At 43.9% G+C, this 24425-nt stretch carries 21 protein-coding genes; 6 read left to right on the plus strand and 15 right to left on the minus strand.

Annotated elements, in window-relative coordinates; translation table 11 throughout:
- Positions 1-38: 38 nt before the first annotated feature.
- The 4 genes from K2225_RS17315 to pgsB are packed head-to-tail and all read right to left on the minus strand — an operon-like array spanning position 39 to position 4887.
- Complete coding sequence (locus K2225_RS17315; RefSeq protein ID WP_220585888.1) at positions 39-1886, minus strand: gamma-glutamyltransferase family protein; 1848 nt, start codon at positions 1884-1886, stop codon at positions 39-41.
- A gap of 13 nt (positions 1887-1899) precedes the next feature.
- Entirely contained in the window at positions 1900-3156 is a 1257-nt protein-coding gene (locus K2225_RS17320; protein WP_220585889.1) for a CapA family protein, read from the minus strand.
- A gap of 13 nt (positions 3157-3169) precedes the next feature.
- Complete coding sequence (gene pgsC / locus K2225_RS17325; RefSeq protein ID WP_220585890.1) at positions 3170-3619, minus strand: poly-gamma-glutamate biosynthesis protein PgsC; 450 nt, start codon at positions 3617-3619, stop codon at positions 3170-3172.
- Positions 3620-3639: 20 nt separating this feature from the next.
- The gene (gene pgsB, locus K2225_RS17330; RefSeq protein ID WP_220586016.1) at positions 3640-4887 is read right to left on the minus strand and encodes a poly-gamma-glutamate synthase PgsB; all 1248 of its coding nucleotides are present in this window, start codon (positions 4885-4887) and stop codon (positions 3640-3642) included.
- Positions 4888-5256: 369 nt separating this feature from the next.
- Between pgsB and K2225_RS17335 the strand changes: the two genes are divergently transcribed.
- Positions 5257-7776: a cyanophycinase gene (locus K2225_RS17335; RefSeq protein WP_220585891.1), complete on the plus strand. Its 2520-nt coding sequence runs from the start codon at positions 5257-5259 to the stop codon at positions 7774-7776.
- 65 nt (positions 7777-7841) lie between these two features.
- Here the strand turns inward: K2225_RS17335 and K2225_RS17340 are convergent, their stop codons facing one another.
- The 5 genes from K2225_RS17340 to K2225_RS17360 form a co-directional block, all read right to left on the minus strand.
- Positions 7842-9836, minus strand: coding sequence for a penicillin-binding transpeptidase domain-containing protein (locus K2225_RS17340; RefSeq protein WP_220585892.1), 1995 nt, complete (start codon positions 9834-9836; stop codon positions 7842-7844).
- A gap of 132 nt (positions 9837-9968) precedes the next feature.
- Entirely contained in the window at positions 9969-11498 is a 1530-nt protein-coding gene (locus K2225_RS17345) for a BCCT family transporter (RefSeq protein WP_220585893.1), read from the minus strand.
- A 108-nt stretch (positions 11499-11606) separates the two neighbouring features.
- Entirely contained in the window at positions 11607-12833 is a 1227-nt protein-coding gene (locus tag K2225_RS17350) for an MFS transporter (protein ID WP_220585894.1), read from the minus strand.
- Positions 12834-13031: 198 nt separating this feature from the next.
- On the minus strand, positions 13032-13403 hold the full coding sequence (locus K2225_RS17355) for a VOC family protein (RefSeq protein WP_220585895.1): 372 nt from the start codon (positions 13401-13403) through the stop codon (positions 13032-13034).
- 55 nt (positions 13404-13458) lie between these two features.
- Positions 13459-14190: a ZIP family metal transporter gene (locus K2225_RS17360; RefSeq protein ID WP_220585896.1), complete on the minus strand. Its 732-nt coding sequence runs from the start codon at positions 14188-14190 to the stop codon at positions 13459-13461.
- Between the two features lie 260 nt (positions 14191-14450).
- On the opposite strand from K2225_RS17360, the gene K2225_RS17365 reads away from it, so the two are divergent.
- A complete protein-coding gene (locus K2225_RS17365; protein ID WP_220585897.1) occupies positions 14451-15248 on the plus strand; it encodes a CsxC family protein in 798 nt (265 codons plus the stop codon).
- A gap of 45 nt (positions 15249-15293) precedes the next feature.
- Here K2225_RS17365 and K2225_RS17370 read toward each other — a convergent pair whose 3' ends face one another.
- From K2225_RS17370 to K2225_RS17380, 3 genes are all read right to left on the minus strand, one after another.
- Positions 15294-16700, minus strand: a complete 1407-nt coding sequence (locus K2225_RS17370) for a hypothetical protein (protein WP_220585898.1) — start codon at positions 16698-16700, stop codon at positions 15294-15296.
- A 65-nt stretch (positions 16701-16765) separates the two neighbouring features.
- On the minus strand, positions 16766-17500 hold the full coding sequence (locus K2225_RS17375; RefSeq protein ID WP_220585899.1) for a CsxC family protein: 735 nt from the start codon (positions 17498-17500) through the stop codon (positions 16766-16768).
- 186 nt (positions 17501-17686) lie between these two features.
- Positions 17687-18472 (minus strand): CsxC family protein, encoded by a 786-nt coding sequence (locus tag K2225_RS17380; protein ID WP_220585900.1) that lies wholly within the window; start codon positions 18470-18472, stop codon positions 17687-17689.
- Positions 18473-18807: 335 nt separating this feature from the next.
- On the opposite strand from K2225_RS17380, the gene K2225_RS17385 reads away from it, so the two are divergent.
- Together K2225_RS17385 and K2225_RS17390 are read left to right on the plus strand one after the other, a co-directional pair.
- The gene (locus K2225_RS17385) at positions 18808-19998 is read left to right on the plus strand and encodes a ParM/StbA family protein (RefSeq protein WP_220585901.1); all 1191 of its coding nucleotides are present in this window, start codon (positions 18808-18810) and stop codon (positions 19996-19998) included.
- A gap of 11 nt (positions 19999-20009) precedes the next feature.
- Positions 20010-20378 (plus strand): dehydrogenase, encoded by a 369-nt coding sequence (locus tag K2225_RS17390; RefSeq protein WP_220585902.1) that lies wholly within the window; start codon positions 20010-20012, stop codon positions 20376-20378.
- Between the two features lie 107 nt (positions 20379-20485).
- Here the strand turns inward: K2225_RS17390 and K2225_RS17395 are convergent, their stop codons facing one another.
- Complete coding sequence (locus K2225_RS17395) at positions 20486-21046, minus strand: CotY/CotZ family spore coat protein (protein WP_220585903.1); 561 nt, start codon at positions 21044-21046, stop codon at positions 20486-20488.
- Between the two features lie 161 nt (positions 21047-21207).
- On the opposite strand from K2225_RS17395, the gene K2225_RS17400 reads away from it, so the two are divergent.
- Together K2225_RS17400 and K2225_RS17405 are read left to right on the plus strand one after the other, a co-directional pair.
- Complete coding sequence (locus K2225_RS17400; RefSeq protein WP_370632775.1) at positions 21208-21711, plus strand: hypothetical protein; 504 nt, start codon at positions 21208-21210, stop codon at positions 21709-21711.
- A gap of 115 nt (positions 21712-21826) precedes the next feature.
- Positions 21827-22327 (plus strand): hypothetical protein, encoded by a 501-nt coding sequence (locus K2225_RS17405; RefSeq protein WP_220585904.1) that lies wholly within the window; start codon positions 21827-21829, stop codon positions 22325-22327.
- A 160-nt stretch (positions 22328-22487) separates the two neighbouring features.
- Here the strand turns inward: K2225_RS17405 and K2225_RS17410 are convergent, their stop codons facing one another.
- Positions 22488-23036, minus strand: coding sequence for a CBO0543 family protein (locus K2225_RS17410; RefSeq protein WP_255574657.1), 549 nt, complete (start codon positions 23034-23036; stop codon positions 22488-22490).
- Positions 23037-23228: 192 nt separating this feature from the next.
- On the minus strand, positions 23229-24410 hold the full coding sequence (locus K2225_RS17415; RefSeq protein WP_220585905.1) for an NAD(P)/FAD-dependent oxidoreductase: 1182 nt from the start codon (positions 24408-24410) through the stop codon (positions 23229-23231).
- Positions 24411-24425: the final 15 nt, after the last annotated feature.

Here is a 24425-nt window from a genome sequence, read left to right on the forward strand (position 1 = left end):
AAAAAGGCCCCTCCAGTTAAGGGGGGGGCCTTTTTCATCTATTGCGCTGTACTCACATCATCCATACCATCCTGATTCCCAATCTGCCACGTGCCTAAACGTCGAGGATCTCCGCCCCCGTACATTTGGAGGACGTCCCCGTTCGTGCGGATCCCAAGTCCCTGGATACCGCCATAGAAAACAGGAGAATCATGCTCAATCACAGAGTAGCCTTTCAAATCCCTTAAGCGGGCGATGGGCTGCTGCTCGATCAAGTTTTCAACATGGACGACGTTATCTTCCGTATAGAAACGACTGCGGCTGATGGCTTCCTGTAAAGTCAGTTGTTCACCAGTGTCTTCATTCCTTCCATATTCGTACTGGATCAAGGTTTGGAACAGCATCGCCGGAATCCTTTTTCCACCTGGAGAACCGATGCCGAGCACCGCTTTTCCATCTTTTTCGAAAATCATCGGCGAAACGAAAGAACGCGGGCGTTTGCCTGGTTCATAAGCGTTCATGGAATCCTCCGCTGTATCGAAATTGTTCATTTGGTGATTTAAAAAGAAACCATCGATATACAAGCCTGAGCCGAAGAATTTCCCCAGTGAGTTGGTCGCAGAAACCATCATCCCGTCCTTATCGACCACAACAAAGTGCGTCGTATTGCGGTGATCGGCTTTCTCACCTGGTGCGGTGAACAGATCCGCGAAACTGGTCAGTGCACCACCACCGACAGAAAATTCTTCTTCAAACAACTGCTCTGTATATTCCGTAGAGGTCAATTTTTCCTGCTCGACTTCCTCAAATGCAGGGTCGCCCAGGGTGTACACACGATCGGTGTAGACCTTGTCGACGATTTTGTTCACAAGGTGGATATAAATATCTTCGTATTGTTGATCATTGACGATCTGTTCCATATTCTCAGGAAGATTTCCATCTAGAAAGGCAGGCCATCCGCCACCTGAAAGGGCATATTCCTCTTCCAAAACTTCATCCAGATTCGCTTCCAACTGTTCCAGCATCTTCAATGCCTGAATAACAATAATGCCAGATGTCGGAGAGGAGCCGGCATACAAGGTCTGTCCTTTGAATTCACCTTTTGGTGCAGGACGTTTACCGACTTCATATGCTTCAAGGTCACCTGGTTGAAAACCGAGTTGACTGGTAAGAGAGTCAGCAACTTCTCCTTCATAGAAAGATTCCGCCCCTTCTTGTTGCAGTTTCTTTAAAGTCTCTGCAAGCTCTGCTTGAACAAGGGTATCGTTGATCTGCAACGGCCGATCTTCAGGATAAAACATGTTGTAAACAGCCGGGTCTTCATTCCCAGATTGAATAAAACGTCTTGAGTTTTGCAGCTGCTCATTGAAAATACGCCCGACTTTGATGCCTTCTTCACTGTGAGTGACGGCGTCTTCGAGCAGTTCATTCCACTCCATTTGACCTCCGTAATCTTCATAAACCTCCCCCATCCCTTTTACAAAGCCAGGGATAGCAATTCCGCGTTGTGGACGCGCCCCGCTGACAGGAGCTGCTTCACGGTAATCGTACGTGATGGCTCCTTCATCCGGTTCGTGGACAATCATTTGTCCACCCCCGCCGATCCCGGAGCCATAAGGTTCAACGACATTCAGCACAAAGGAGACGGCAATGGCTGCTTCAGCAGCATTCCCTCCCTCGTTAAGTACCTTCATCCCCGCTTCTACAGCGAGAGGATGTACAGCACTGACGCCATACACAAAAGCTTCTTCCTCTGAAGAAGTATCCACTTCAACCGTCTCCTCACGACCTTGGACTTCATAAGGTTCACGGAACTGGTCAAACTCTTCTTCAAAATAAACATTCCATCCAACTAAGCCGACAAAAATGATGCCGGCTAGTATATAGGTCACTTTTAAATCATTCAAACCTGTGGACCTCCTATCCTTCAATGACGCCAGCTTTTTTCAAATCGATTACAAGTCTGCCGTCTTCCATCCGCCATAGTTCATCGTCCAGTTCTTTTCTAAGCGTGCGGAAAATACGGTAATCGCGGAATGGCTTCAAAATTCCTTCTGTTTCTCTCGGTCTCGTATCGGATATTTGCATTGGGACGAAGGAGAGTTCCGCTCCCCCATTTTGTAAAAAGTCAAGTTGAGCGAGTGTCGAGTCTTTCGTACGCGACCAGCCCTGGTCAAAGACGAAATTCCCGAGACTGTTCATGACGATTGAAGTCTTATCTTCACTTTGCGGGTCATCAGGGTCTCTCTCGATATGTACACGAGTGATTGGCTCAAGCACATGAGAGTGGTGGCCGATAATCACATCCGCCCCCATATCGGTCATCAAATACGCAAGCGTTTCCTGTGTATCATTGGAACCGACTTGGTATTCATCTCCCCAGTGCGTATGGACCATGACGATGTCTGCCTGCTCTTTCGCTTCACGAATACGACTTTGCAAAACGCCTAGACCAGCATTTGTCAAAACCCCGCCAACGTATTCACTGGCACTGTAACCTTGTACGAATACATCCGTGAACCCTAGAATCGCGACATTTCTTCCGTTCGCATCAAAATAATGAATTTCACCCGCATCGGTCAATGTTTCCTCTTCCTCAAACATTCCTTCAGCAGGGTCCAGGGCCCGGCCGATTCCCAGCAGATCAAGGTCGAGGTCTTCCATATGTTTAAGGGTTTCTTCTAATGAAAGGTTTCCATAGTCCATCATATGGTTGTTTGCTAGATTGACAGAGTCAAAACCAGCATCCACCAGCGCCTCTTCGGCTCCTTTTTCTGCATACAAATGAATATCCTTATTACGCAGTTCAAAATCTTCCATGACGGCCTCAACTTCAGGGTTTTCTGCATCAATAACCGGGTTTTCAAAGTTCCCTGTGACATAATCAGACTCATCAAAGTATGGAGTTACATAGTCAAACACACGGCCAATCGGTTCTCCACTTCTCACAGCCGCATCACGGACGTGACGCCCAAGCATCATATCCCCGACCATCGAAATTCTGAACTCCACATCATCCGGACGTGTATCTTCGGGCATCTCAGGCTTATCGATCCATTGATGACCGAGGAAAGGCACAGCCAATAAAACTGCGAGCACCATAGAATGGAGGGGCGCTTTCTTTTTGTGCTTCTTCGTCCATACTTTCATCTTATATTTAAGATCTTTTTCTTCCATTGAAAAATCTCCTCTAAATCAAATGGTACGCGGTAATCAATACAAATGTTGCGAAGGCAATCAGGAAAGTGGCACTGAACGTAGGCAGCACTCCCTGCTTTTGTATCGAATTTGCGATCAATCCAGGGACAATGACTCCGATCCCCCTTAATTCCATGACAGGAAATGGGGTGAGGGGATATAAATAATCCATCGACATCTTCATCAAAACCCCGACGGTCAACATCGCAGCAAATTTACGACGACCGTAAAGAACCGTAAACCTTGATAGAACTTGAGAAACGAGTAAGTATGTAACCAAGCTGATCAACCCAACAGCTAACACGTACATCACTTGATCGAATATCAAAGCTATGTAGCCCGGGACAACCAATCCCGCGGGCACGATCCCAGTTTTCTCTGCATACAACAAACTTAATATTACACCAATGACAATCGCGATATATAAATCAGTACCGAACACGTGGACTCCAACTCCCTACATTATTTGTTCGTCTGTAAAACTTTACGAGAAAAAGATCGGCTCTCTTCCGACTCTTCGATGACATCCCAGCCCGTTTCTTCTCGAGGAGATGGACGGAATTCAAGCTCTTCGACAGCCGCCGCCACTTTCTCACCAGCTCCGACGATGTTTCCGATTCCGTAAATGACACTATCATCCGGAAGCTCTTTTAAATGATCGACAACAACTTCCGTCGATGCTTTTTCTAAGTTTATGAGATTAAGAGGCCTGATTTTTCCTTCTTCATAGGCTTTGGTAATCGGCCAGACACTTTCTCCCATGACAATCAACCGCTCCATTTCAATATGGGGCAGGACATTTTCTGCGAAATCGATCGTCCGCTCCACTCTGTCACTCCGACAGCTCATGACGACCGTACGCTCTTGATCAGGATAATCCAACTGTTGAATTCTTTCCCAAATATTCAACGTTGATGTCGTATCATTGGCCGCGAAGCCGTTGAAGAAGTATTTAGGCGCTTCCTCTTTACCGAAACGGTGCACACGCATGGCTCCCGGGTCGACGGGTGCCTGAAGCATTCCTTCAAGCGCGATTTCCCGATCGATATCCAATATTTCAGCAACAGCCATTGCAAGGGCTGCGTTTTGAGGGAAAATCATGAACGGGAACTTTTGTAAGTACGATTCATCGATCCAGCTTTCATCAGCAACGACGACCTTCGAATTCTTCCGGCGCGCGACTTTTTCAAAATACTTCTGATATGGTGTTTCCGGTATGATGACATAGCCGTTTTCCGGAATGGTCGAACTGAAAGCTTCCGCAATATCATCAAGAGTCGGGCCCATGACATCCATATGGTCTTCAATGACATTGGCGATGATGGTAATATTCGCTTTCACCAGCCGCTCCTGAAAGACCTTCTGATATTCAGGGTTTACAGCCATACATTCACTGACAAAAGCATCTGCCCGTCGTTTCACCACTTGTTCCGTAATCCTCATTTGTTCATTAATATTCGGGCCCTGCAGACCACGGACGATCGGCTCTTCCTCATCCTGATCCCAATAAAACATCCGTGCCGACGTCCCAGTCGTTTTTCCAACCACTTTCCGCCCGTCTTGTTTCAAAATTCCCATAACAAGACGAGTGACCGTCGACTTCCCCCGAATTCCGTTTACGAGAATCCGAGTAGGAATTTTTTTCAGCCGGCGATCAAGCTTATATTTCTCCCAAAGACCTACAACGAGCACAAAAACAAAAAAGATCATCAGGTACGCTAACTCATCCACTAACTTTCACATCCTTATCTAGTTCCAAAGATACCAGGAACTCGCTCTCTCTAAAACTAACAGATTATTACAACATACGCCACCGCTCGGCATAAGTCCTAGTACTCTACCATACCCTAATCACACGTTTTTAATTGGAATTTTCAAAATACTTTTTTGGTGATCCTCACTATTCGAAAAACGATGTCCCTGCCCATTTATTTAAGCATAATGGGTGTCTTTTTACATTTCCAATAACAACCAGTAATAACCAATAAACCACATTCCCCTTATTCATAGTGCCTCCTCTGTTTGGCATGAAAATTGCTTGTTAAGTATTGAAACGAAAATTTGAAAGGAGCATGTATGATGTACAATCGAAAATGGCTGCTTATAGTATTCGTCACCGCTTTAACTTTTTCGTCCTTCGTTCCTGGCGTCTCAGCGATGAAAAGCGAAAAAAGCCCGATTAAAGGAAACCTGGTCATTGTTGGCGGAGCCCTTGGCTCAAGCAACAGTGACGTCTACAAGGAATTCATCCATCTCGCCGGGGGAGAAGATGATGCGCGCATTGGCATCATACCTGCCGCTTCCGGTTCCCTGAAGTCTTCCATACAATTCAAAGAAGATATGATTACCTACGGGGTGAATCCTTCTAGTGTAGAAATTTTAGAATTATCAAACCGTGACTTCAAGGATACGGAGGCAAACGAACGGAAATGGAAAAGCAACGCACAAAAAAATAAAGTTGCCGATCAAATCAAGCAACTAACAGGCATTTGGTTTGTTGGGGGAGATCAATTGAAAATTACAGACACTCTTCTCAAGGCAAATGGAAAGAACACGAAAGCCCTTGATGCTATATGGGACATTTACCAAGACGGAGCCGTTCTTGGTGGGACAAGCGCAGGTGCTGCCATTATGAGTGACGTCATGATCACAGGGGGAGACAGTCTTGGCGGATTCAATCAATCATTCATTTACGAAGATATCTCAAACCCTGATGAAGAATCTGTGCCTGTTTTCATAGAACAAGGTCTCGGTTTCTTTCAATGGGGGATTGTGGACCAACATTTTAATGAACGATCAAGGCTTGGCAGATTAACAGCCACTGCACTGAAGTATGAAGACCAGGGGAACTATGCTTATGGAATTGACGAAGACACGGCAATGGTTGTATCCAATGAAAAACAAACCATTGAAGTGATTGGCAGAAGTACTGTCACAGTCCTTGATGTGTCCCATGCTGCTGTTGACGGAGAGTCCATAAAAGAATTGGACCTAAGCTATTTGGCAGCTGGTGATCAAGTGAACGTACAAGATAAAAGCTTTCACATAGATGAAGCACGCAATCTCGAAACAACAGGTTATGAGTATTTCAACTTTGAACCTCTACCTGCTACGGGTGTGCTGACTTCCTATGGTACATTACCCAATTACCTTTCCTACTCTCTTGTAGATAACGAGGCAGCCGGTGAAGTGGAAAGTTATCTCTATGACAGTACAGGAGAAGGATATGAACTTACCTTTAATCAGACGGCAGATACGAAAGGGTATTGGGGATACAAAGATGGTCAAAAAGATTCTTATTCCATTGCCCACGTCACAATGAATGTAACCCCTATCAACGTACAGTTCAATGAAAACGGGGAACTATTCGAAGAATACGAGCCCTCACAGTTCACGATGCCGGACTATTCCTTCAATCCTGATACCAAAGGAATGCTCATCATGGCGGGTGGTGCTTTGGGAAGCTCAAACGCAGAAGTTTACCAAGCGTTTATTGAAAGAGCTGGAGAAAGTGGGAAATATGGAATCATCCCTGCTGCAAGTTCAAGTCTTAAGAGTTCCCACCAATTCCGGCAAGATTTAATTTCTTATGGAGTCGGTTCAGAAAAGATAGAAATCATCCCTCTATCCAATCATGATTTTAAAAACACAAAAGAAGATGAAAGCCTTTGGTTGGAGAATAAGAATGATGATCGTTTGGCAGAAGATGTGAAAAGCTATGACGCCATATGGTTCGTCGGTGGAGATCAGACGGATATTACCGATGCCTTATTGAATGAGGATGGATCACAATCTAAAGTACTGGAAAGTTTGTGGGAAATTTACGAAAAAGGCGCTGTATTAGGAGGGACTAGTGCAGGGGCAGCCATTATGAGCGACGTGATGATCGCCGGTGGAGGAAGCTTTGATACATTAAGCAAAGGATTCACAAAAACCTATGACAGCATGTCTCAGCAAGAAGGCGGACCCACTTACCTTGAGAAAGGTCTTGGCTTCTTCCCGTATGGGATCATCGATCAACATTTTGATAATAAAGCCCGAATAGGCCGCTTGATTGGGACAGATGCTGCTCTCGGAGAAACGAATGAATATTCTTATGGAATTGATGAGGATACAGCTTTAATTTTGGATAACAAAGAAAAATCCCTAAAAGTGGTTGGTCGCGCCGGCGTTTCGGTCATTGATGTGAACACTCAAGAAGAAAGTGCTGTATGGGAAGGTGACGAAAATATTCGTCTATCCTGGCTTACTTCTGGTGATCAATTGAATCTTGATACGGAAAAATTCTCTATTAGTGATCATAAGGTATCGACAACAGACTATGAGTATTTCGATTATGAGGCTGCTCCACACTCAGGTGTGTTGACTCCTCATGCAGAATTAAACAAATATTTATCTTATGCTCTATTGGATAACGTTCGTGAAACACAGGTGAAAAGCTATAGTTTTAATAAAGGGAAAGGTTTCGAACTGACCTTTAGAGAAGGAGAAGGCACAGAAGGATTCTGGGGATACAAGGATGGTAACAAGGATGACTACTCTTTCTTGAATGTCTACTTGGATATTCAACCCGTAGAAGTGAGCATCCAAAACCGTTAAGAACAGATACAAAAGAGATAGACAAATGACAAAAGGTTCTTCCGTTTACGGAAGAACCTTTTGTATTACTGTAACTCCTCAAATACTTTTTTCACTTTCGGCACAACATAGTGACTTCCACCTTCAGCATCTTCAATCATCATCGACACCATAAGATCCTGACTTTCCGGATCCCAAGCGATGAACCATCCATTTTCCTGTCCTTCCTCATCCTTGGACTGCTTCAATTCTGCCGTCCCCGTTTTACCAGCGAGACTCAACCCTTCTACAACAGGCTCATGAGCTGTCCCTGCCGGATCATCCACAACAGCTTTCAAATCCTCTCGTACGATCGAAGCCGTATCTTCACTCATCACGTTTTCATGCCATACTTGCCCCTCTTGTTCTGAAGAGAGCAACCTTGGTTTCATGACGTCTCCACCTGTCGCGAAAGGGGTATAAGTGAGCGCTAAGTGAAGACTGCTCATTTGGATTTCGCCCTGGCCGAAGCCAGTGTCACCGAGTAAAGCATCCCGTTTGAAGGCTTCTCCATTTAACAATTGAGAAGCTTCGATGGGGAAAGTCAACGGAAGATCCTCCCCAAACCCAAACTCACGAGCCTTTTCAAGGAAGGTTTCCCCGCCAATTCCCAGGATTTTGCGTGCGAAATAGATATTATCGGAACGGACAAGCGCGTCTCTTAGATTCACACTTTCGTCTTCGGCTGCCCCTGGTACTCTTGTCACTTTGTATCCGTTCTGTTCAAACGTGGTCCCTTTAATTGAGAGTTCTTCTTCTGGTGTAATGACTCCTTGTTCGAGACCGATGGCTGCGGTGATCGGCTTGAATGTCGATCCAGGGGAATAGGTGCGGTTGAATTTGTTCAAGGTCGACTTTTCGTCGCGCCCGAGGACAATCGCATTTGGATCATAAGCAGGGGCACTGACAAGAGCAAGGATATCGCCTGTCGTTGGATTTACAGCAGAAGCTGCCCCTGATTCTCCTGACAATTGTTTATGAAGAGTTCTTTGAACATCTGATGATATCGTCAGGTCGAAATCCTTTCCGTCCTTCGCCGCTGTTTCAGCTAAGACTTCTTTCGTTTCTCCAGCCTCAGTCTGTATGACGACTTTTCCGCCTTCTTCACCTCTCAATTGATCTTCAAGAACACTTTCAAGTCCTGTCTTCCCAAGTTGATCGGCAGCTGTGTAGCCTTCATCCTTCAATTCTTCAAGTTCTTCTGCTTGTATCGGACCTATATACCCAATTAAGTGAGCAGCAGCTTCTCCTAAAGGATAGCTTCTTGCATCTGGATTAGGCTGAAGTTTCACACCTCTTGGTAATTCATCATCTTCTAGAGCCTCTTTAGTCTTTTGATCATTTTCAGCTACAGACCCCACAGGTACAAACGTATCTGCCGTGACCCAGGATTGATTCAACTGCTGGTCAATGTCCTCTACGGTTGTATCCAAAATCTCAGCAACCGTTTGTTTCAGTGTTTCTTTTTCCTCTTCCGTGTGCTCTTCCATCCTGCCCGGTACGAGACCGACCTCAAGGACGCCTCCATTGACAGCCAGCGGTCCCCCATCCACATCAAAAATTTCACCACGCTTAGGATCCAAGGTCCATGCTCTTACCTCATCTCCTTCTTCCATTTGAGGAAAAATCATCGAAGAGTTCCACTGCACCGTCCATCGGTCACTCTCCTCCCCTTCTTCATAGACGAGGGTGGCCGTGTGAGAAAACTCAATCGAGCCTCCTAACGAATCCAGCGCTCCTTCAAATTCAAAGGAAGGCGTATCTTCCGTTTCATACTCTTGTTCTTCCTCTGGAAGTTCGTATGTAAATGAGAGGTTTGCCATGTCTATTCCTTCATAAATCGTTGTGTACCGATCGACAAAATCCTCTTTGCTTAAGAGTTGCTGGGAATTCTCACTGAGCGCCTCATACATTTGTCCATATTCCCCATTCTCCCAGTGATCCATATAGGATTGAAAAGCATCGCCAGGCTTCGGCTGTTCCGAGCAGGCCACTAGTAAAATCAAACCGATTCCTACAAACATGAACCGCCACCACTTCATATTTACCTCTCCCCTTTACATATATAGACAAAAATACCTTATTTTCATCATAGTACATTCATGACTAAATGAACAGAAAGCCACCCTCACACAAAAAAACCTCTTCATAGAATTATGAAGAGGTTTTTGGGTTTATCTTATATTGTTGCTCCAGGCGCGATCTTCATCGATCATCCGCTTTGCAGCGTAAATGAGGATGAATTGTATGATAATGACAGGTAGACCCATCAATCCTGAAATGACTTCCAGGGGTGCCAATCCACCAATCCTCATCAGAACAAGAGCGAATCCAGTGATGATCGCAGCGATGATGATCCTTAGTAGTTTCGGAGGTTCAAATTTACTCATATCTCTCGTACTTGTGTAGGCGGCTACGGTGTAGGTGGTCGAATCTAATGTTGTCGTCAAGAAAATGAGCGCCACAACCATAAAAATGACGATGGCCACTTCACCGAAAGGAAGTGTAGAAAGAATATCCGGAATTGCAGCCATGCGATCATTTTCTTTCACTAAATTCAATACGGAAAGATCTCCAGAGAGATAGCGATGGACACCGAGTCCACCGAGCACTCCTGTGGCTATCCAGGAGATCAGTGTTGGCGCAAGCAAGTATGTCAAAATCATTTCCTTGATCGTGCGCCCTCTGGATATCTTTGCGGCAAAGACACTGTGCAGCATCGCCCATGTGGCACTGTATGCAAACCAGAATACGGTATTACTCTGAATATGTGAAGCTTCTCCCTGGTGAACAGAGTCTGTATTCAGGGACATGTTCAAATAATTGGATAATAAAAACGATACGCTATCCGAGAAATAGTTGAGGATGAACACGCCAGGTCCACCAATTAAAATAAACACAGCAAAGAAACCTGCGATATACATGTTCCACGTACTCAACCTCTTGATTCCACGCTCGATGCCAAGGTAAGCACTCAGCGAGAATAAAAGCACCCATATGATGGTAACCGTAATCGTCAGTGTGAAGTTCACATCAATTCCAAACAAATGGGATAGATTCTGCGTGATAATCGGTGCTCCAAGACCCAGCGTTACAGATGCCCCCGCAAGAATACTGATTAAAAACAGGACATCCAGCATCCGGCCCCCGAGGCCATCGGTAAACTTATCGCCGAACAACACCCGGCAGGCTTCTGAAATTCTCATCAACGGTCGCTTACGGACATGAAGAATGTACCCCATGGCAGGAGCAATCATGACGAAAATGGCGAATACCTGGAACCCCCATAAAAACATACTGTAAGCATTTCCCCACAGCAACGCTTCTGCGGAACCTGCTTCCACCCCGGCAGGTGGATCATTAGCGACAGAAGTCCATTGCAGCATCCCCGTCCGCATGATGGTCGAACCTACACCCATCGCAATTAAAATGGATGCATATTCAAATAAAGTAAAGCGCGGTTTTTCTTTAGGATCACCAAGAACCACCTGTCCATATTTAGAAAAGGATAAATACAACCCGGCTACCACTAAAATGACACCATACCAAAGATAACCCCAGCTGAAGTTATTCACGATGGAATCAAAAATGGCATTCAGCAGTTCCAGTGACTCTGCCTCATACAAGGCAAATGGAATACTGATGCCAATCATGATGATTAATGAAGGTACAAAAATTTTATAGTCGATCAACTTCTTTCTCATCCAATCCTCCTAAGTTATGTAAGATTCTCCTCCCCTTCTACCCGCTGAATCCTTATACATAACTTAAAAGAAACAATTTTCATATAACGATTAGAGATGTGTCCTTTTTCATTTCACCCGCTTCAATTCTTGAGGGTTTTCTTCTCCTCCCCCATCTTCTTGCTCCTCTTCCTCTTCTGCTTTCTTTATCTGTTCATATCGTTGCCGCTGACGATAGCCATAAGTGGCAGAGAGCACAACTTCTTCTTTTTCGAGCACAGAACCGAGCGCTCCGATAATTGTAGAAACACTCGTTGCGGTCCAGGCGATATAAAAGTAATTGACGTATCCTACATCACCCGCTAACTGTGACTTCAACATACCCATGGGAATGAAGGCAATCACCGCAAGGGAGAAGATAAAGAACAGGAGCACATAATACAAACTGACAGAAACCAAAAGTGTCAACACAGTAGCCCCGTTGTACAGCTTCCGTAAATACGGTGCTCTCTTGTCGTTCGGTTTTTCCCATAGTTTATGAGCAAGGATGATCCACCCGACCATCGCTACGATGGAAACAACCGAAAGCATAAACATGCGCCATATGCCGTAATTGTTACTCAGATTCCATAATGTCGGGAACACCAGAGCATATGCACCTGTCGTAAAAGCAAAAACGATCACTTTCAGGAAGGCCGGAAACATAGACCATGGACGATTGGCACGAACCATACCAGTCAACAACCGTAACGCGCCACTGAGCCGAGACTTCACCGTGAACCGGACATCAATGTTTGAATCCTCATCGTGAGGGGTTTCTCTCTGAATTGGCGACAGCCATTCAAATCCCCTTTTCCCCATCAGTCTTGTTGAGCTTTTATTTTTCAATTCTTCATGTTGCTCGTCCTCTTTCGACTGTATCCGCTGTTCTGCCTGCTGGCGCTCCTCTTCAGAACTGCCATAATAGATTTCATTCACAAGTTGTAAAATAGACTCCCTGACTCTTTTAATCATAGGCGTTGATCCAAGACCTGGTAGACTAATTAAAGCAACATGTCCACCTTCATACGCTTCCGCTACAATAGGAAACTTCCCTTTGAATAATGGCAGGTCTGTCAGACATACAGCAAAGTCCCAGTTTTTCTTTTCACTTCTGTCCATTGTCGCTTTCAGAACATCCTCTGAGTTTTCCGTAACTCCTGTAAGCGCATCGACGGTATATTCCACTTGCCAGTTATAATTGTCTTCCACATAATAGCTGAGGAGATCTGGCAGTTCTTTCTCTAAAGCTTCCCCCAATTCTTTGGGGTACCCCGGCGCTGTAATCAATCCCAGCCGCTTCTCTCCTTGTCCCATAACCTTCCCTCCAACTCTCTACAAAACTATTTTTTAAAAATATATAACCGTAATATAAGATTTTAAACGGAAAAAAATAACACAAAAAAGACTACTGCCCTGGCGAAGTCGGGCTGTAGTCCTTTTTTATTGTGTATTTATCTGTCAGGAAGCAAACTCCTCCACTAGCATTTTTATATTTTTGAAAGATTGCCTTTCCTATTTGTTAAACTCAATGATATTTCCATCCGGATCACTAATGTACACTTGATGCCATTCGGTTTTGTTTTCCGGCTTGTTCAGCATTTCGACCCCATGCTGTTTCAGGCGATGAAGGAAAGCTTCGATATCTTTCACCCTCACTGCAAAATGCCCGTCCCGGGAATCGATTTCTGTCGTTCCTCGGAAGGTTCGCCCTTCCTTATGTACGATAAGATGGATCTGCGTAGAACCAACCTGGTACCAGGCACCAGGAAAACCAAAGTCAGGGCGATCCGGACTTTCGTCAAACCCTAATACATTTCCATAAAAATGCTTCGCTCTTTCAATATCCGTCACTAATAGGGACACGTGGTGAATACCTTCGTACATCTCTTCCACTCCTTTTTTCCTTTTCTATCAGTGTAATGGAAAAGATGACGAGTAGCTACCGGAACCATTCCACCACTCCAATCATACTAAGAAGCCCCAAAAGAAAGGAAAATGTAGCGAGCCTCTCATATCCATGACCATGCGTTTCCGGAATCAATTCTTTATAGACGATGAATAACATCGCTCCAGCAGCAAAGGCCAGACCATACGGAACGAGAAATAAGGCGATATGAACCAAAAAGAAGCCAAAAACACTAGCTAAGCACTCAATGGCTCCTGTTAAAAAAGCCATCGCCACCCCTAACGATTTGCGCACCCCCTGATTTAATAAAAACAAGGCGACAAGAAAGCCTTCCGGAGCATTCTGCAACCCCATCGATAAGGCGACAACAAGTCCAAGATTTTCAACTTCACTCGCCAAGCTTGCTCCAACAGACAAACCTTCCGGAATATTATGCAACGTCATAGCCGCAACAAACATAAGTCCCTGCTGAGGCAGTTTCACATCACTTCGATCATGGTCAAGATCGATATGAGGGATCAAATATTCCATTACGTTCAATAACAAGGCACCCACAAGAACTCCAAAACACAGCACATACAAATTGGTTAATTTCAGCGAAGCAGGGATCAACCCATACGTCGAAGCAGCCACCATAATCCCGGCTGTATAAGCAAGAATGCTATCCATCCGCCTGTGGGAAATGGAACGTATAAATATTACAGGAAGAGCCCCGACACTTGTTGCAAACGCGGACATGACCATCACCCACAAACTCCACTCCATAGCATCCCCCCTGTCATGGACAAAGCTGTTCTTTTTCACCCTATGACCAATCCTCCCGAATTAGACTCTCCTAAGGTTGATAGGCCGAAATTTTCACACCGTCCATCTCATAGTTTTAGAGAGAAAACACCTATTTTTAAAGCCTATCGTCACTCGTCCATTCACCTCCCCTATTAGAGACATATAGTATTAATGAGTCGAAAGGAACTTGTCTGAAAGAAAGATAGACTTTTGACAAAAATATAGAAGGAGTGAACAATATGAGGAAAAATACAGGATGCGGAAATGGTTATGGACACGGTAAAAAATGTCCACCTCTAAAGAGCGATGTAGCCAAATCAAAGAGTCTCTTCACTGCATCAGAAGAGTTTTCTTCGGATGATACAGAAGAAACAATCATTCTTGGTGATGTGTTGATCCAGTCTCTTACTGAGGCGGACTTCGAACTACCATCGTATGCTAGAGCCATTAAAAACATCGAGAAAAACGTTTCCTTGACGCAGTGTAAAGCGATCCCTGTTGTCGGAAACCCTGGGTACGTGAAATTGTTTGTTGAAGGGGTTGTACACAAAAACATCCAGTATGTGGAAGATGGGTATGGATATGTTAAAGACTACAGCATCGATATCCCGTTCAAAGCATACGATCAGGTTGAACTTGCAAACGACGTCCAGTATCCATTCGATTTCCCATACAGCGTGAAAGACAACGTCCTCCAACGCCGTGAACTTGCCAAAGACGGCATGGGCGCCGACCGTTGCGAATTCGGTTCTTTGACGTTCGAAATCTACAACCAGCCAATCAAATGTAAGCTTCTTGCTTCTGCTGTAAACCAGTGGGACATCGTGCATCATTTTGATAACTGGGGCCGTTTCAACAAAGTAACGGAAAAAATGGACATCAACCTTGTCATCAAATTAACCCAGAAACAACAAGACCTCGGATTCCCATCAGTTCCACCAAATGGCGATAACGGTGGAGGAGAAGAAGCTCAGGCTTCAACCACTCAACAACAAGAAACGGTTTACAGCCGCTTCCGAAAAATCATCGGCCAATAACAAATAAGAGATGCTCCTAAATGGGGCATCTCTTATTTAATAGTATTATATACGTACATATTGTTTCTGATAAAGATCATAGAGGATTTGAGCAGAACCTTCAATATGGAGTTTCCCATCCGTGACAGAGGCATCGCTATAACTGATAAACTGTACACTCTGAGCTTCTACTTCTACCGGATCAGCAAAGGTTTGAACAAACTCATAATGGACGTTCCCTGTCCCGGCACACTCAAACGTATATTCCTTTCGATCTGCATAAGGGATCTGCGGCTTGATCTTCCAATCTACACATTCTGTCTTCTCCCAAGGTATTGTCTGTTTAAGTTGCTGCAATGATTCTCCATTGTCATAAATGACCTTCACCATGAGTACACCGCTAAGAAAAACATAAGAAGATGGCAGAACAACCGTTTCATTTTGAGAGTGAATAGATAAATGTATTTCTATGACTTCACAGAGATCATCAGGAATATCCAACGTTTCCATAAGGTTCACTTCAACGATCTTCGTAGACAATAAGACGGGCACTTTCACGGTCATGTTCCATAAGGGGCTCGACAATTCTTCCACTTCTTCACAAAGGCTTTCCAAAGAAGAGGAACTTTCCATCACTTCCTGCTCGTGCTCACATAGAGATTCTTCTCCCCATTCCAGCGGCGTATAAGATGGGCTTTCATCCAGAGCAGGGAGAATCAGAGAAGATTCTTCCTCCTCGAAAGACCATTCGATTTTTTCTGACCACGAACTGGATTCATCCAGCATGGAGAACACCTCATGACGTAAGTTGTCAGATGTGTGTTCATTCCCTGGCTTTTCAATTGACATGTCTTCCTTTGGATAACCGAAGTCTTCGTCTTCCAAAATGATATTTTTCTGAGCATGGTAATGATCCTTAAATTCCTGCCGATGGTCCGAGGACTCTTCCATGGAAGACACGATATCCGTCAAGATGGAGTAGTCTTGGCGATCATTTTCTATCATCTCTTGTGGATCGTTCATAGAGCTCCAGTCTGGACTAGGACCCTCTTTTAGTAATGCTAGTATTTCCGGAAGAAACGGGTTGTTTTTCTTCCTTTCCCTATCGGACTTCATGGAAGAATGGTCTAAGGATTCATCAAAGAAATCATTCTCGTTACCCGTACCTTCGACTATGGACTTCTGATCCTCCCGGAACGAGGACATCCGTTTTCTGTTCTCCGCTAACACATGTTTTTCCGTGTCTTCATCCAAAATTTTGGAAGGTGGGGAAATGACGGGTCTAGGCATTTCTCCACCTGAGTTGTAAGGAGAATAGATGTTATGGTGATCAATTGAAGTTGAGAGATCTTCCTCGAATTGAAAATGACGGGGAGGAATATCTTTTCCACTCTCTTCCTTTGTTTTCAATGGTTTAGGATGGGATCGTTTCGTCCAACGTGTTTGATTGAACTTAATTTCATCTCTCTTCATCTCACTCAGAAAGGTGCTTGCCCTTCAGCATCCTTTCTCCCCTCCTTTCTTTTCATATCCTTCACTCAGCAGTCATCATTGGAAGCTGAAGCTACGCGGATTTGCTGGTCCTGAAGAACTTTCAAGTAAATATCAAGCACCATTTTTTCTTCAACTTGAGTGAAGTACCCTTCATTGAATGGTGAAGAACCCGGAAGTGGTTGACGATCGATGGCCTCATCCCATTCAATGATCTTACTGGAAAGAAGTTCACAATAAGGAAGCTCATTATAATACTGGCTGCTCTCCTGGTGGTATTGAGAAAGATCACTGCTCAACAATTCATCCTTTTCAGGGAATCCAGAAGGTAAGGGTTGTGATACGGCAAAGTCAAATTCTTCACGCTTATTATTTTTCGGCATGACCGGCATAGATAAGAAGTCTTTGATTTCAATGACCGTATCAAATGGAATATCCACGGTGAACGAATGGAGATCTGAAGCGACCGTCGTATCCGTGCTCATTTCAATTTCGTTCGATGGACTTGCATATTGGATATTTTTACGGACGAATCCTTTAATGAAAAGTTTTTTTGTCGGGAGGAGCAAACGGCATTGTGTCAAAGCTACTCTTTTCTTAATGTCTTTGATTTCAAGAACAGGTTCTGGAAAAGTGATGGTTTCATTTATGTTCAGCTGGACATTGAGTTCGGCGAGAACGACCGGCACCTTTGTGACGATTTTCCCAATGCTCACGTGAGGCTTGCATGGCTTACAATACCCTTTTTCACACTCATAAGAATCGTTATGTTTATCAGACATTCGATGGCCTCCTAAACGAAAGATATCCCCATGGTATGTAGAAGAAACGACAATGTCTGGGCTCTTATCTCGATTTTGAGATACGTTCAAGCCAACAAGCTTATGGAGGATGAACCATCAGACGCCTCTGGAATAAAATAAGAAAACACGATCCTTTTATGGGACCGTGTTTTAATGTTCAGTAGATTATCCGTTTCCGTTTCCATTTCCGTTTCTATCTAGTTCGACTTGTTGCTTTTGCAAAACTTTCACGCGGAATCTGACCATCATCTTCTCAACGATGTGGTGGAAGTAGCCTTCGTCAACCGGGCTGTACGCTTCGCGGTCTGTCGCTTCATCCCACTCGATGATATCACTCGCGATCAACTCACAGTAAGGGAGTTCGTTGTACGCTTGTGTGCTTTCTTGGTGGAACTGAGACAGGTCACTGGATAGAAGTTGATCTTTTTCAGGGAATCCTTTACCCAGGTCCTGAGCACGGAAGAAGTCAAATTCTCTTCTTGTGTTCGCTACAGGAAGTTGGACCATACCTGAAAGGTCTACCGTTGTCATGCAGTCAAAGTGAATCTTCGTTGTCAATGATTTAATATCAGAAGATACACAATCACCTTTCACTCCGTAACATGGAGTGGCATATTGGATGTTCTTGCGTACATAACCTTTGATGAACAACGGGAACTCTCCATCAGTGAACAAATCGTCGCTACCTGTTGAAGTACGAGTCATCAGACGACACTGAGTGATAACCACTCTTTTCTTGATGTCTTTAATTTCTAGTACAGGATGTGGGAATTTGATATTCGCTACAAGGTGAGTTGTAACATCATAAGCACCCAACTCCACAGGAACTTTGATTGTAAGTTCATCTGAAGGGTTCACTGGAGTATCCACTGGACCTCCGTTTGTGCAATTGTCAACTGAGGCTGACGCATTAAGGTTTACACATTGATCGTGACAATTATCTTTTTTCATCACTATTTTCCTCCTTTATATTAACCTCACTGTATTCTATGCAATCTACTCTATTAAGCATGGTCATTTGAAGGAGTATAAACGTGGAACTTTTAAACAAGTCCTCCAATTTAATAGATAAAGTCTTTATCTACTTTCCTTAGAAGTTTCTTATGCTGTATTTCTATATTCTCTCATTGGCACATGGCTTCCACACTCTTTGGCGCGGTTCCCACTCCCTTTGGCGCGATTCGCTCTCCTTCTCGGTCTGAATTTTGCAAAGTTCGAGTCAGGAAATTGGGTATTCGCACAGGGACGGCCTCTACTACATAGGTTGTAGAACGAGGAGGTAGAAAATGAACAGAAATAATTTTCTTGCCGTAGATGTCGGAAACAGCTGGTACAAAGCTTTGGTATCTAATCAAGGGGAAACGTTTGATTATCAGATGCCGAACGCAATCGCCTTGTTTGATGAGGAGTTTTACGAAAAGCCTTATGATGAAGAAGATGTGGATCTTGAAGAGAATTTGATCGTTGAAATCAAAAGTCCTGCGATTCAAGATCGGCGGGAGATCTTTTATATTGGTAAGTCAGCGATGCAGCAGAAAAACGTCAGCTTAACTTCATTCAATAATCAAAAAGTCGACGAGGAACGCACGTACATCTTACTTTTTGCAACCGCTGCGTATCATGCTCTACTGACCAACCCTGCTGAAGAAGATCTCAAATTTACGGTTGATCAGCTGGCAGTATCGTTACCAACGACGCAGTACAAGGAAAAGAAAGCAATCTTTAAACAGCGTTTAATTGGAAATCATACGGTCATTTTTCATAAAGTTCCGGGTATCCGAGAACCAAAGGAAGTCGCAGTCAAAATACAGATTGATGATGTTATTGTAGGTGCGGAAGGCGCTCTTGCCTACTTAGCTTTGACGCGAGATCAGGAGACGCTTATGATCTCGGACGACTCACTCGTGAAGGATTCATCCAAAGGTATTCTTATCGGTGACCTCGGTGGAGATTCGGTGGACTTTGTAGGGATCAAAAAAAATAAACCGGTGGCATCTGTCGAAGGTGAGCCGTTCGGCATCAACCAATTCCTCGACCATATCATACAGAAAGTAAGTAAAAATGAAATGTACAGCTTCAATTCTCGTTCGGAGCTTGAAGAAAAACTTGTTGCCGGACAGTCCGAATGGTATGTTGAACCATTCGCAGGAGTACGGAAAGATATTAGTAAATACATCACCCCACAGCTGCGTTTAATGGCCATCAAGTATCTCGAACATTTTGACCGAGTGAGAAGCCGTTCCAATGAAATCAAGGGTGCATCCCGTTATATTGCGGTCGGTGGAGCCGCTGAAATCGCCGAAAAACAAATCAAAGAAGCAGCCGTGAAATGGAATGAGCGCGGCCGTCCAATCGATTTACTTTTCCCTGAAAATATGTCGCAACTGAACGTCCAGGGATTAATGATTCTCGCTAAGATGCAGTGGATCAGCAAGAACAAAGAGTATGCGGACGATTACGCTTATACCAAAAGTTAGAGGGTGAAGGAATGTCAAACGTATATCACGATTATTTTAAAGAAACCGTGCTTACGATCCCTGATTCCTTCATTGACATAAAAACCGGAGATCAGCACGCGGTCTCCGCTGAAATTAAAGAGGAAATTGCCTATCATTCAGAAAATAACACCTTAAATCATTTGATATTCTCTGCCTTGAACCATTACTTTCATAAGGCGGCTGTTTCTCAGCCAGAGGGTACAAATGGGGTCTTGTCTGAATTGCTGGAAATAAAAAGGTTACTGGCGGGAGGTTCTTACCAGAAGGGAAATGTCCCACTCTCCAACAAGAAAACAGCTGGTTCACAAGAGATGGACCTTCAGGAAATCGAGGATCTGTTAGAGGCATTCGGAGGGTAAGCACTTATGTACAGAAGGTAGGCTGCTGGAGCTACCTTCTTTTCTTTTACCGTAATATGCATAGGAAAGGTCATTCAATGTTTGGACACTTTGAAACTTGACGTTTTTTATAAGTGAACCGCTGGCAGGCAGGTAATTGCACAGAAACAAGACAAATCCACAGTGATGCAGATGCCGGTTCCAACAAGGTCATTCAAGCTCTTATGGTCTAGTTGATGACAGGCGGACCCATGCTTGCTGTGACAATTCTTCGGATGCTTTTCTTTCAAGTCTGATTTAAAGTCAAGAAGCTCAAGAACCGCGCAATCTTTATTCAGTTCTTTAATTTTAAAAATGTGGGTATGGATACACTTGATTTTTTCTTTCTTAGAATGACAGGAATAAGTAGCTACACCTGTACCCTTGAAAGGTTCACAACCGCAATATAAAAGGAAAGGAATCGTGTTTTTCTTCACACGCTTTTCTCCTAGAAGTTCATTGATTGATTGTTGACAAGAAGTGTAACATTCGTTCTTCACTTTCTTTTGCGCATAGAGAATGGCCTCTAATACTTCTTCAACACAGTTTTTATAATGTTTCCCTTTATGGTGTTTATCTTTTTTTCCACAGCATCCACCTTTATGGTGAGAATCATAGTCATAATCATGATCATACGCACGATAACTCATTTTTTTCACTCCTTAATGATTCAGATACCGTATTATACGTGTCGAAAAGATTTTCGTTTGATATGTGCGCCCACAGCTAAGGAATTTTCTTCGACCTTCAGGAAGATCGTTCCCTATAGTCCCTGTATCCTACCAATGGCCCGTTATAGGACTTTTTCATTATGAGCGTATCGTACCTTGGTTCACTCCTTTCCTTCACTTATACTGAGAATAATAGAAAGGAAAGGTCAGTGATTTTCATGCTTTACATACGGCAGGTTGAAGAGATTATTAAGAATACTCTGCTTGAACATCAATTGGACATCGATTATGAAATCAATAATAAACTTCCAGCACCCATGAGTTTTAATGTTTCCACAAATACGGTGAATTTTAACTATCTACAAATCAACGGATATATGAGTAAAATAAAGGTAAGTGAACCTGAAGAAAACGTTGTCAAAATCATCCTCTATCATGAAATCGGTTACTACCTCACATTCAAAAAACATAGACACGATTTACGCACACTCATGTATGGGGGAGATGAGGAGATTGAAGAGTTGAAGGCAGTCATTGAAACCAATGCCTGGAATTATGGACGAGCATTAGTCCCTGAACATTTGCTCGAAACTTACGACCTCATTCGGGAAAAGGACGAGAGCCTTTTGCAAGGATTGAAGTGAAATTCCTTTATTCTACAAATTATCCTTGAAAATGGAAGGTCATTGCAGGGACCTTGTAGAAATAGTTATACAGTCACTACATGATTAGGCTTAATAAAAAAGGAAGGTGAATGGCATGTTCAAGAATCGTTTATTCAAGAATGTCCTATTCCGATGGATGCCACATAAAGAGCAAAGCATTTGTGAAAAAAGATTGATCAAAGTAGTCAAACGCCTGAAGGTTGAGAATTTCAATTTTAATTGGGACCGTAACAGTTGTTTTGTGGAGTTTACATATCAGGGGGAGAGCTACCGTCTCGAGCATTCCGTTGATAAAGCCAAAGAAAAAGGCATTATATTAAGGAACGGTTTGGATTGCTTGAACGAATTGACACAGTCACTCGAAGATTTAGGCTTGATTATCGACCGTGGCATGTACGATTTCGACACTTGGATCGCCGGCATGAGACAGTCACCTTCCGTTGAGGAATCACCTGAAGTGCAGGATGAATTCCAACTCAAATATAAATCTCTCGGAAAACAAGCTGGAGAGGAAACGATTGCCCTTAAACCGGAGACCTCTTTTAAGAAATTCGAAGACAGCCATCCATCATCAAAACGAACGCAAATCAAATAAAAGAATGACCTGCCTCTTCTTCCAAAAGAGCAGGTCATTTTTTATTGATTTTTTTCTTGCCGATGTATGTCCACATAGCTATATAAGTAGTAAAAAGCAGGATCAAAAACATGGGGACAGACAACACATCACGTATGAGCACGGTTGCATGACATCCTTTCTATTTTAAACTGTCCAAAGGGAACGGAAAGAATACGTAGAAAAGGACAGCCATGGGCAGGGATATGATGAGGGCGCGGACAGGATTCCGGTAATGGATATAAATCACGATGAATAAAATCGCATTCAACGGAATGTTGAGCCAGTTGTTCCACCCATGATCATAGACGTACATCCCTTTCAAAGAAAACAGCCATTCCAAAACCGTGTAAAATGCGACCCAGATTGTGATATAGATGAACTGAGCGCTTTTCGTTCGGGGGAAACGCTGTAAATAGATAATTAAGCCGACAGGGCAGATGAAGAAAGTGAACGCCATGTTAATGATGGAATGGTTCAACCACTCCAGCGTCACTCCGCGGAAGGCCCACAGCGTATGATTATAATAAAGAAAATTGTAGGTCATGTTCACAGCAATAAAAAATAAGATCGTCGGGTATTGCTTGCCTACCTGCTTCCAATCAACAAATCGATAGGCAAAAAGAATCCACACCACAATGACTAATAATAAATACATCTCCCACCACTCCAAGAAATCGATTATCTCCATTCTGCACCCACCCCTTCCCCTTTATACATAAGCGCTCCATCCCCAGAAATAGCCACACCAGGTCATCCAATATCTGGATGACCTGGTGTGGCAAATAATGTAAATTCAACGCAAAAAAACGCCTGCTTTGTTTTCGCTTGGGAGCGATTGGAAGCAGGCGTTCGTGAAGGTGATTCACCTTATCATATTTTCTTAATAGGCAAGCGCGAATAGCCCTTTAATGTGGGAAAGATAACGCACGTTACTTGCTTCTTTCATCACAGAAGCCGGAAGACCTTTCAGTGGTGTCTGGTTGGCACCGATGAAGGCAACCGCGTCTTTACGGCCAAGGCTTGCAAGCGTACCTGAGTTAACAGGTTCGAACTCTTCAAAGCTCTTGTCTTCAAGGAAGGCATATAGGTTATAACCAACAGTTTCACCCATCTGCCATGCGATTTGTGCTGTTGGTGGTTGTGGGCGCTCATCACCTGGTTTGAAGTAAACCGCACTATCACCTACAACAAATACGTCTTTATGAGAAACGGATTGAAGGTAGTTGTTCACAGAAGCACGTCCACGATTCACTTCTATGCCGGATTCACCGACAAGTGGGTTTCCTGCAACGCCGCCTGTCCAAACGAACGTATTCGCTGTCAGCTTACGGCCGTCTTTCAATTCAATGACGTTTCCTTCTACATTCGTGACAGGAAGTTCTGTCAGGAATTCAACGCCGCGTTTTTCCAAGCTCTTGGTAGCTCTTTCAATCAAGTGATCAGGAAGCATCGGCAAAATCTTTGGCATCGCTTCTACAAGTGTCAACTTGATTTCTTCAGGGTTAACCCCGTATTTTTTAGCCATCGCTGGTGTTTCATCAGCCAATTCACCGACAAGCTCGACACCAGTCAAGCCACCGCCACCGATGACGATGTGCGCATCTGCTTCGTTATTTGTCTGTGCATAATCGCGAATTCGAGCTTCCACATGTTCACGGATCTTGTTCGCATCTTCCGCAGATTTAAGAACCATGCTGTGTTCCTGCAATCCAGGGATGCCGAAGTAGTTCGTTACACTACCCAGTGCTACGACCAAAGCATCATAGAATAGTTCAGATCCATCTTCCAGTGAAATCTTTTTATCATTGACAGAAAAGGACTCGATCGTCGCAACCTTAAGGTTGATGTCTTTTCCTTTCAATAACTTCTCAAGAGGAAGTGCTGCCGCCTGCTCAGAAATGTTTCCTGCTGCCAAACGGTGCAATTCTGTAATAATTTGGTGTGTCGGGGTTTTGTTAATGATTGTGACGTTCGCTTCAGAAGCGTCCATGTATTGGCGCACAGACAAAGCGGCAAGAAGCCCGCCATAACCGCCGCCTAGAATGACGATTTCTTTTGACATGTTGATTCCTCCATT

Source organism: Halobacillus sp. Nhm2S1 (assembly GCF_019599545.1).
In the GTDB taxonomy this organism is placed as follows: domain Bacteria; phylum Bacillota; class Bacilli; order Bacillales; family Halobacillaceae; genus Halobacillus.

Excerpts from the sequence above, each read along its gene's own strand:
- K2225_RS17405 (WP_220585904.1), top strand. The coding sequence starts at position 21,827 with ATGTTCAAGAATCGTTTATTCAAGAATGTCCTATTCCGATGGATGCCA.
- K2225_RS17375 (WP_220585899.1), bottom strand. The coding sequence starts at position 17,500 with ATGTCTGATAAACATAACGATTCTTATGAGTGTGAAAAAGGGTATTGT.
- K2225_RS17385 (WP_220585901.1), top strand. The coding sequence starts at position 18,808 with ATGAACAGAAATAATTTTCTTGCCGTAGATGTCGGAAACAGCTGGTAC.
- K2225_RS17350 (WP_220585894.1), bottom strand. The coding sequence starts at position 12,833 with ATGGGACAAGGAGAGAAGCGGCTGGGATTGATTACAGCGCCGGGGTAC.
- pgsB (WP_220586016.1), bottom strand. The coding sequence starts at position 4,887 with ATGATCTTTTTTGTTTTTGTGCTCGTTGTAGGTCTTTGGGAGAAATAT.
- K2225_RS17380 (WP_220585900.1), bottom strand. The coding sequence starts at position 18,472 with ATGAAAAAAGATAATTGTCACGATCAATGTGTAAACCTTAATGCGTCA.
- K2225_RS17355 (WP_220585895.1), bottom strand. The coding sequence starts at position 13,403 with ATGTACGAAGGTATTCACCACGTGTCCCTATTAGTGACGGATATTGAA.
- K2225_RS17370 (WP_220585898.1), bottom strand. The coding sequence starts at position 16,700 with ATGAAGAGAGATGAAATTAAGTTCAATCAAACACGTTGGACGAAACGA.
- K2225_RS17410 (WP_255574657.1), bottom strand. The coding sequence starts at position 23,036 with ATGGAGATAATCGATTTCTTGGAGTGGTGGGAGATGTATTTATTATTA.
- K2225_RS17345 (WP_220585893.1), bottom strand. The coding sequence starts at position 11,498 with ATGAGAAAGAAGTTGATCGACTATAAAATTTTTGTACCTTCATTAATC.
- K2225_RS17320 (WP_220585889.1), bottom strand. The coding sequence starts at position 3,156 with ATGGAAGAAAAAGATCTTAAATATAAGATGAAAGTATGGACGAAGAAG.
- K2225_RS17400 (WP_370632775.1), top strand. The coding sequence starts at position 21,208 with ATGAGCGTATCGTACCTTGGTTCACTCCTTTCCTTCACTTATACTGAG.
- K2225_RS17390 (WP_220585902.1), top strand. The coding sequence starts at position 20,010 with ATGTCAAACGTATATCACGATTATTTTAAAGAAACCGTGCTTACGATC.
- K2225_RS17415 (WP_220585905.1), bottom strand. The coding sequence starts at position 24,410 with ATGTCAAAAGAAATCGTCATTCTAGGCGGCGGTTATGGCGGGCTTCTT.
- K2225_RS17360 (WP_220585896.1), bottom strand. The coding sequence starts at position 14,190 with ATGGAGTGGAGTTTGTGGGTGATGGTCATGTCCGCGTTTGCAACAAGT.
- K2225_RS17365 (WP_220585897.1), top strand. The coding sequence starts at position 14,451 with ATGAGGAAAAATACAGGATGCGGAAATGGTTATGGACACGGTAAAAAA.
- K2225_RS17395 (WP_220585903.1), bottom strand. The coding sequence starts at position 21,046 with ATGAGTTATCGTGCGTATGATCATGATTATGACTATGATTCTCACCAT.
- K2225_RS17335 (WP_220585891.1), top strand. The coding sequence starts at position 5,257 with ATGTACAATCGAAAATGGCTGCTTATAGTATTCGTCACCGCTTTAACT.
- K2225_RS17340 (WP_220585892.1), bottom strand. The coding sequence starts at position 9,836 with ATGAAGTGGTGGCGGTTCATGTTTGTAGGAATCGGTTTGATTTTACTA.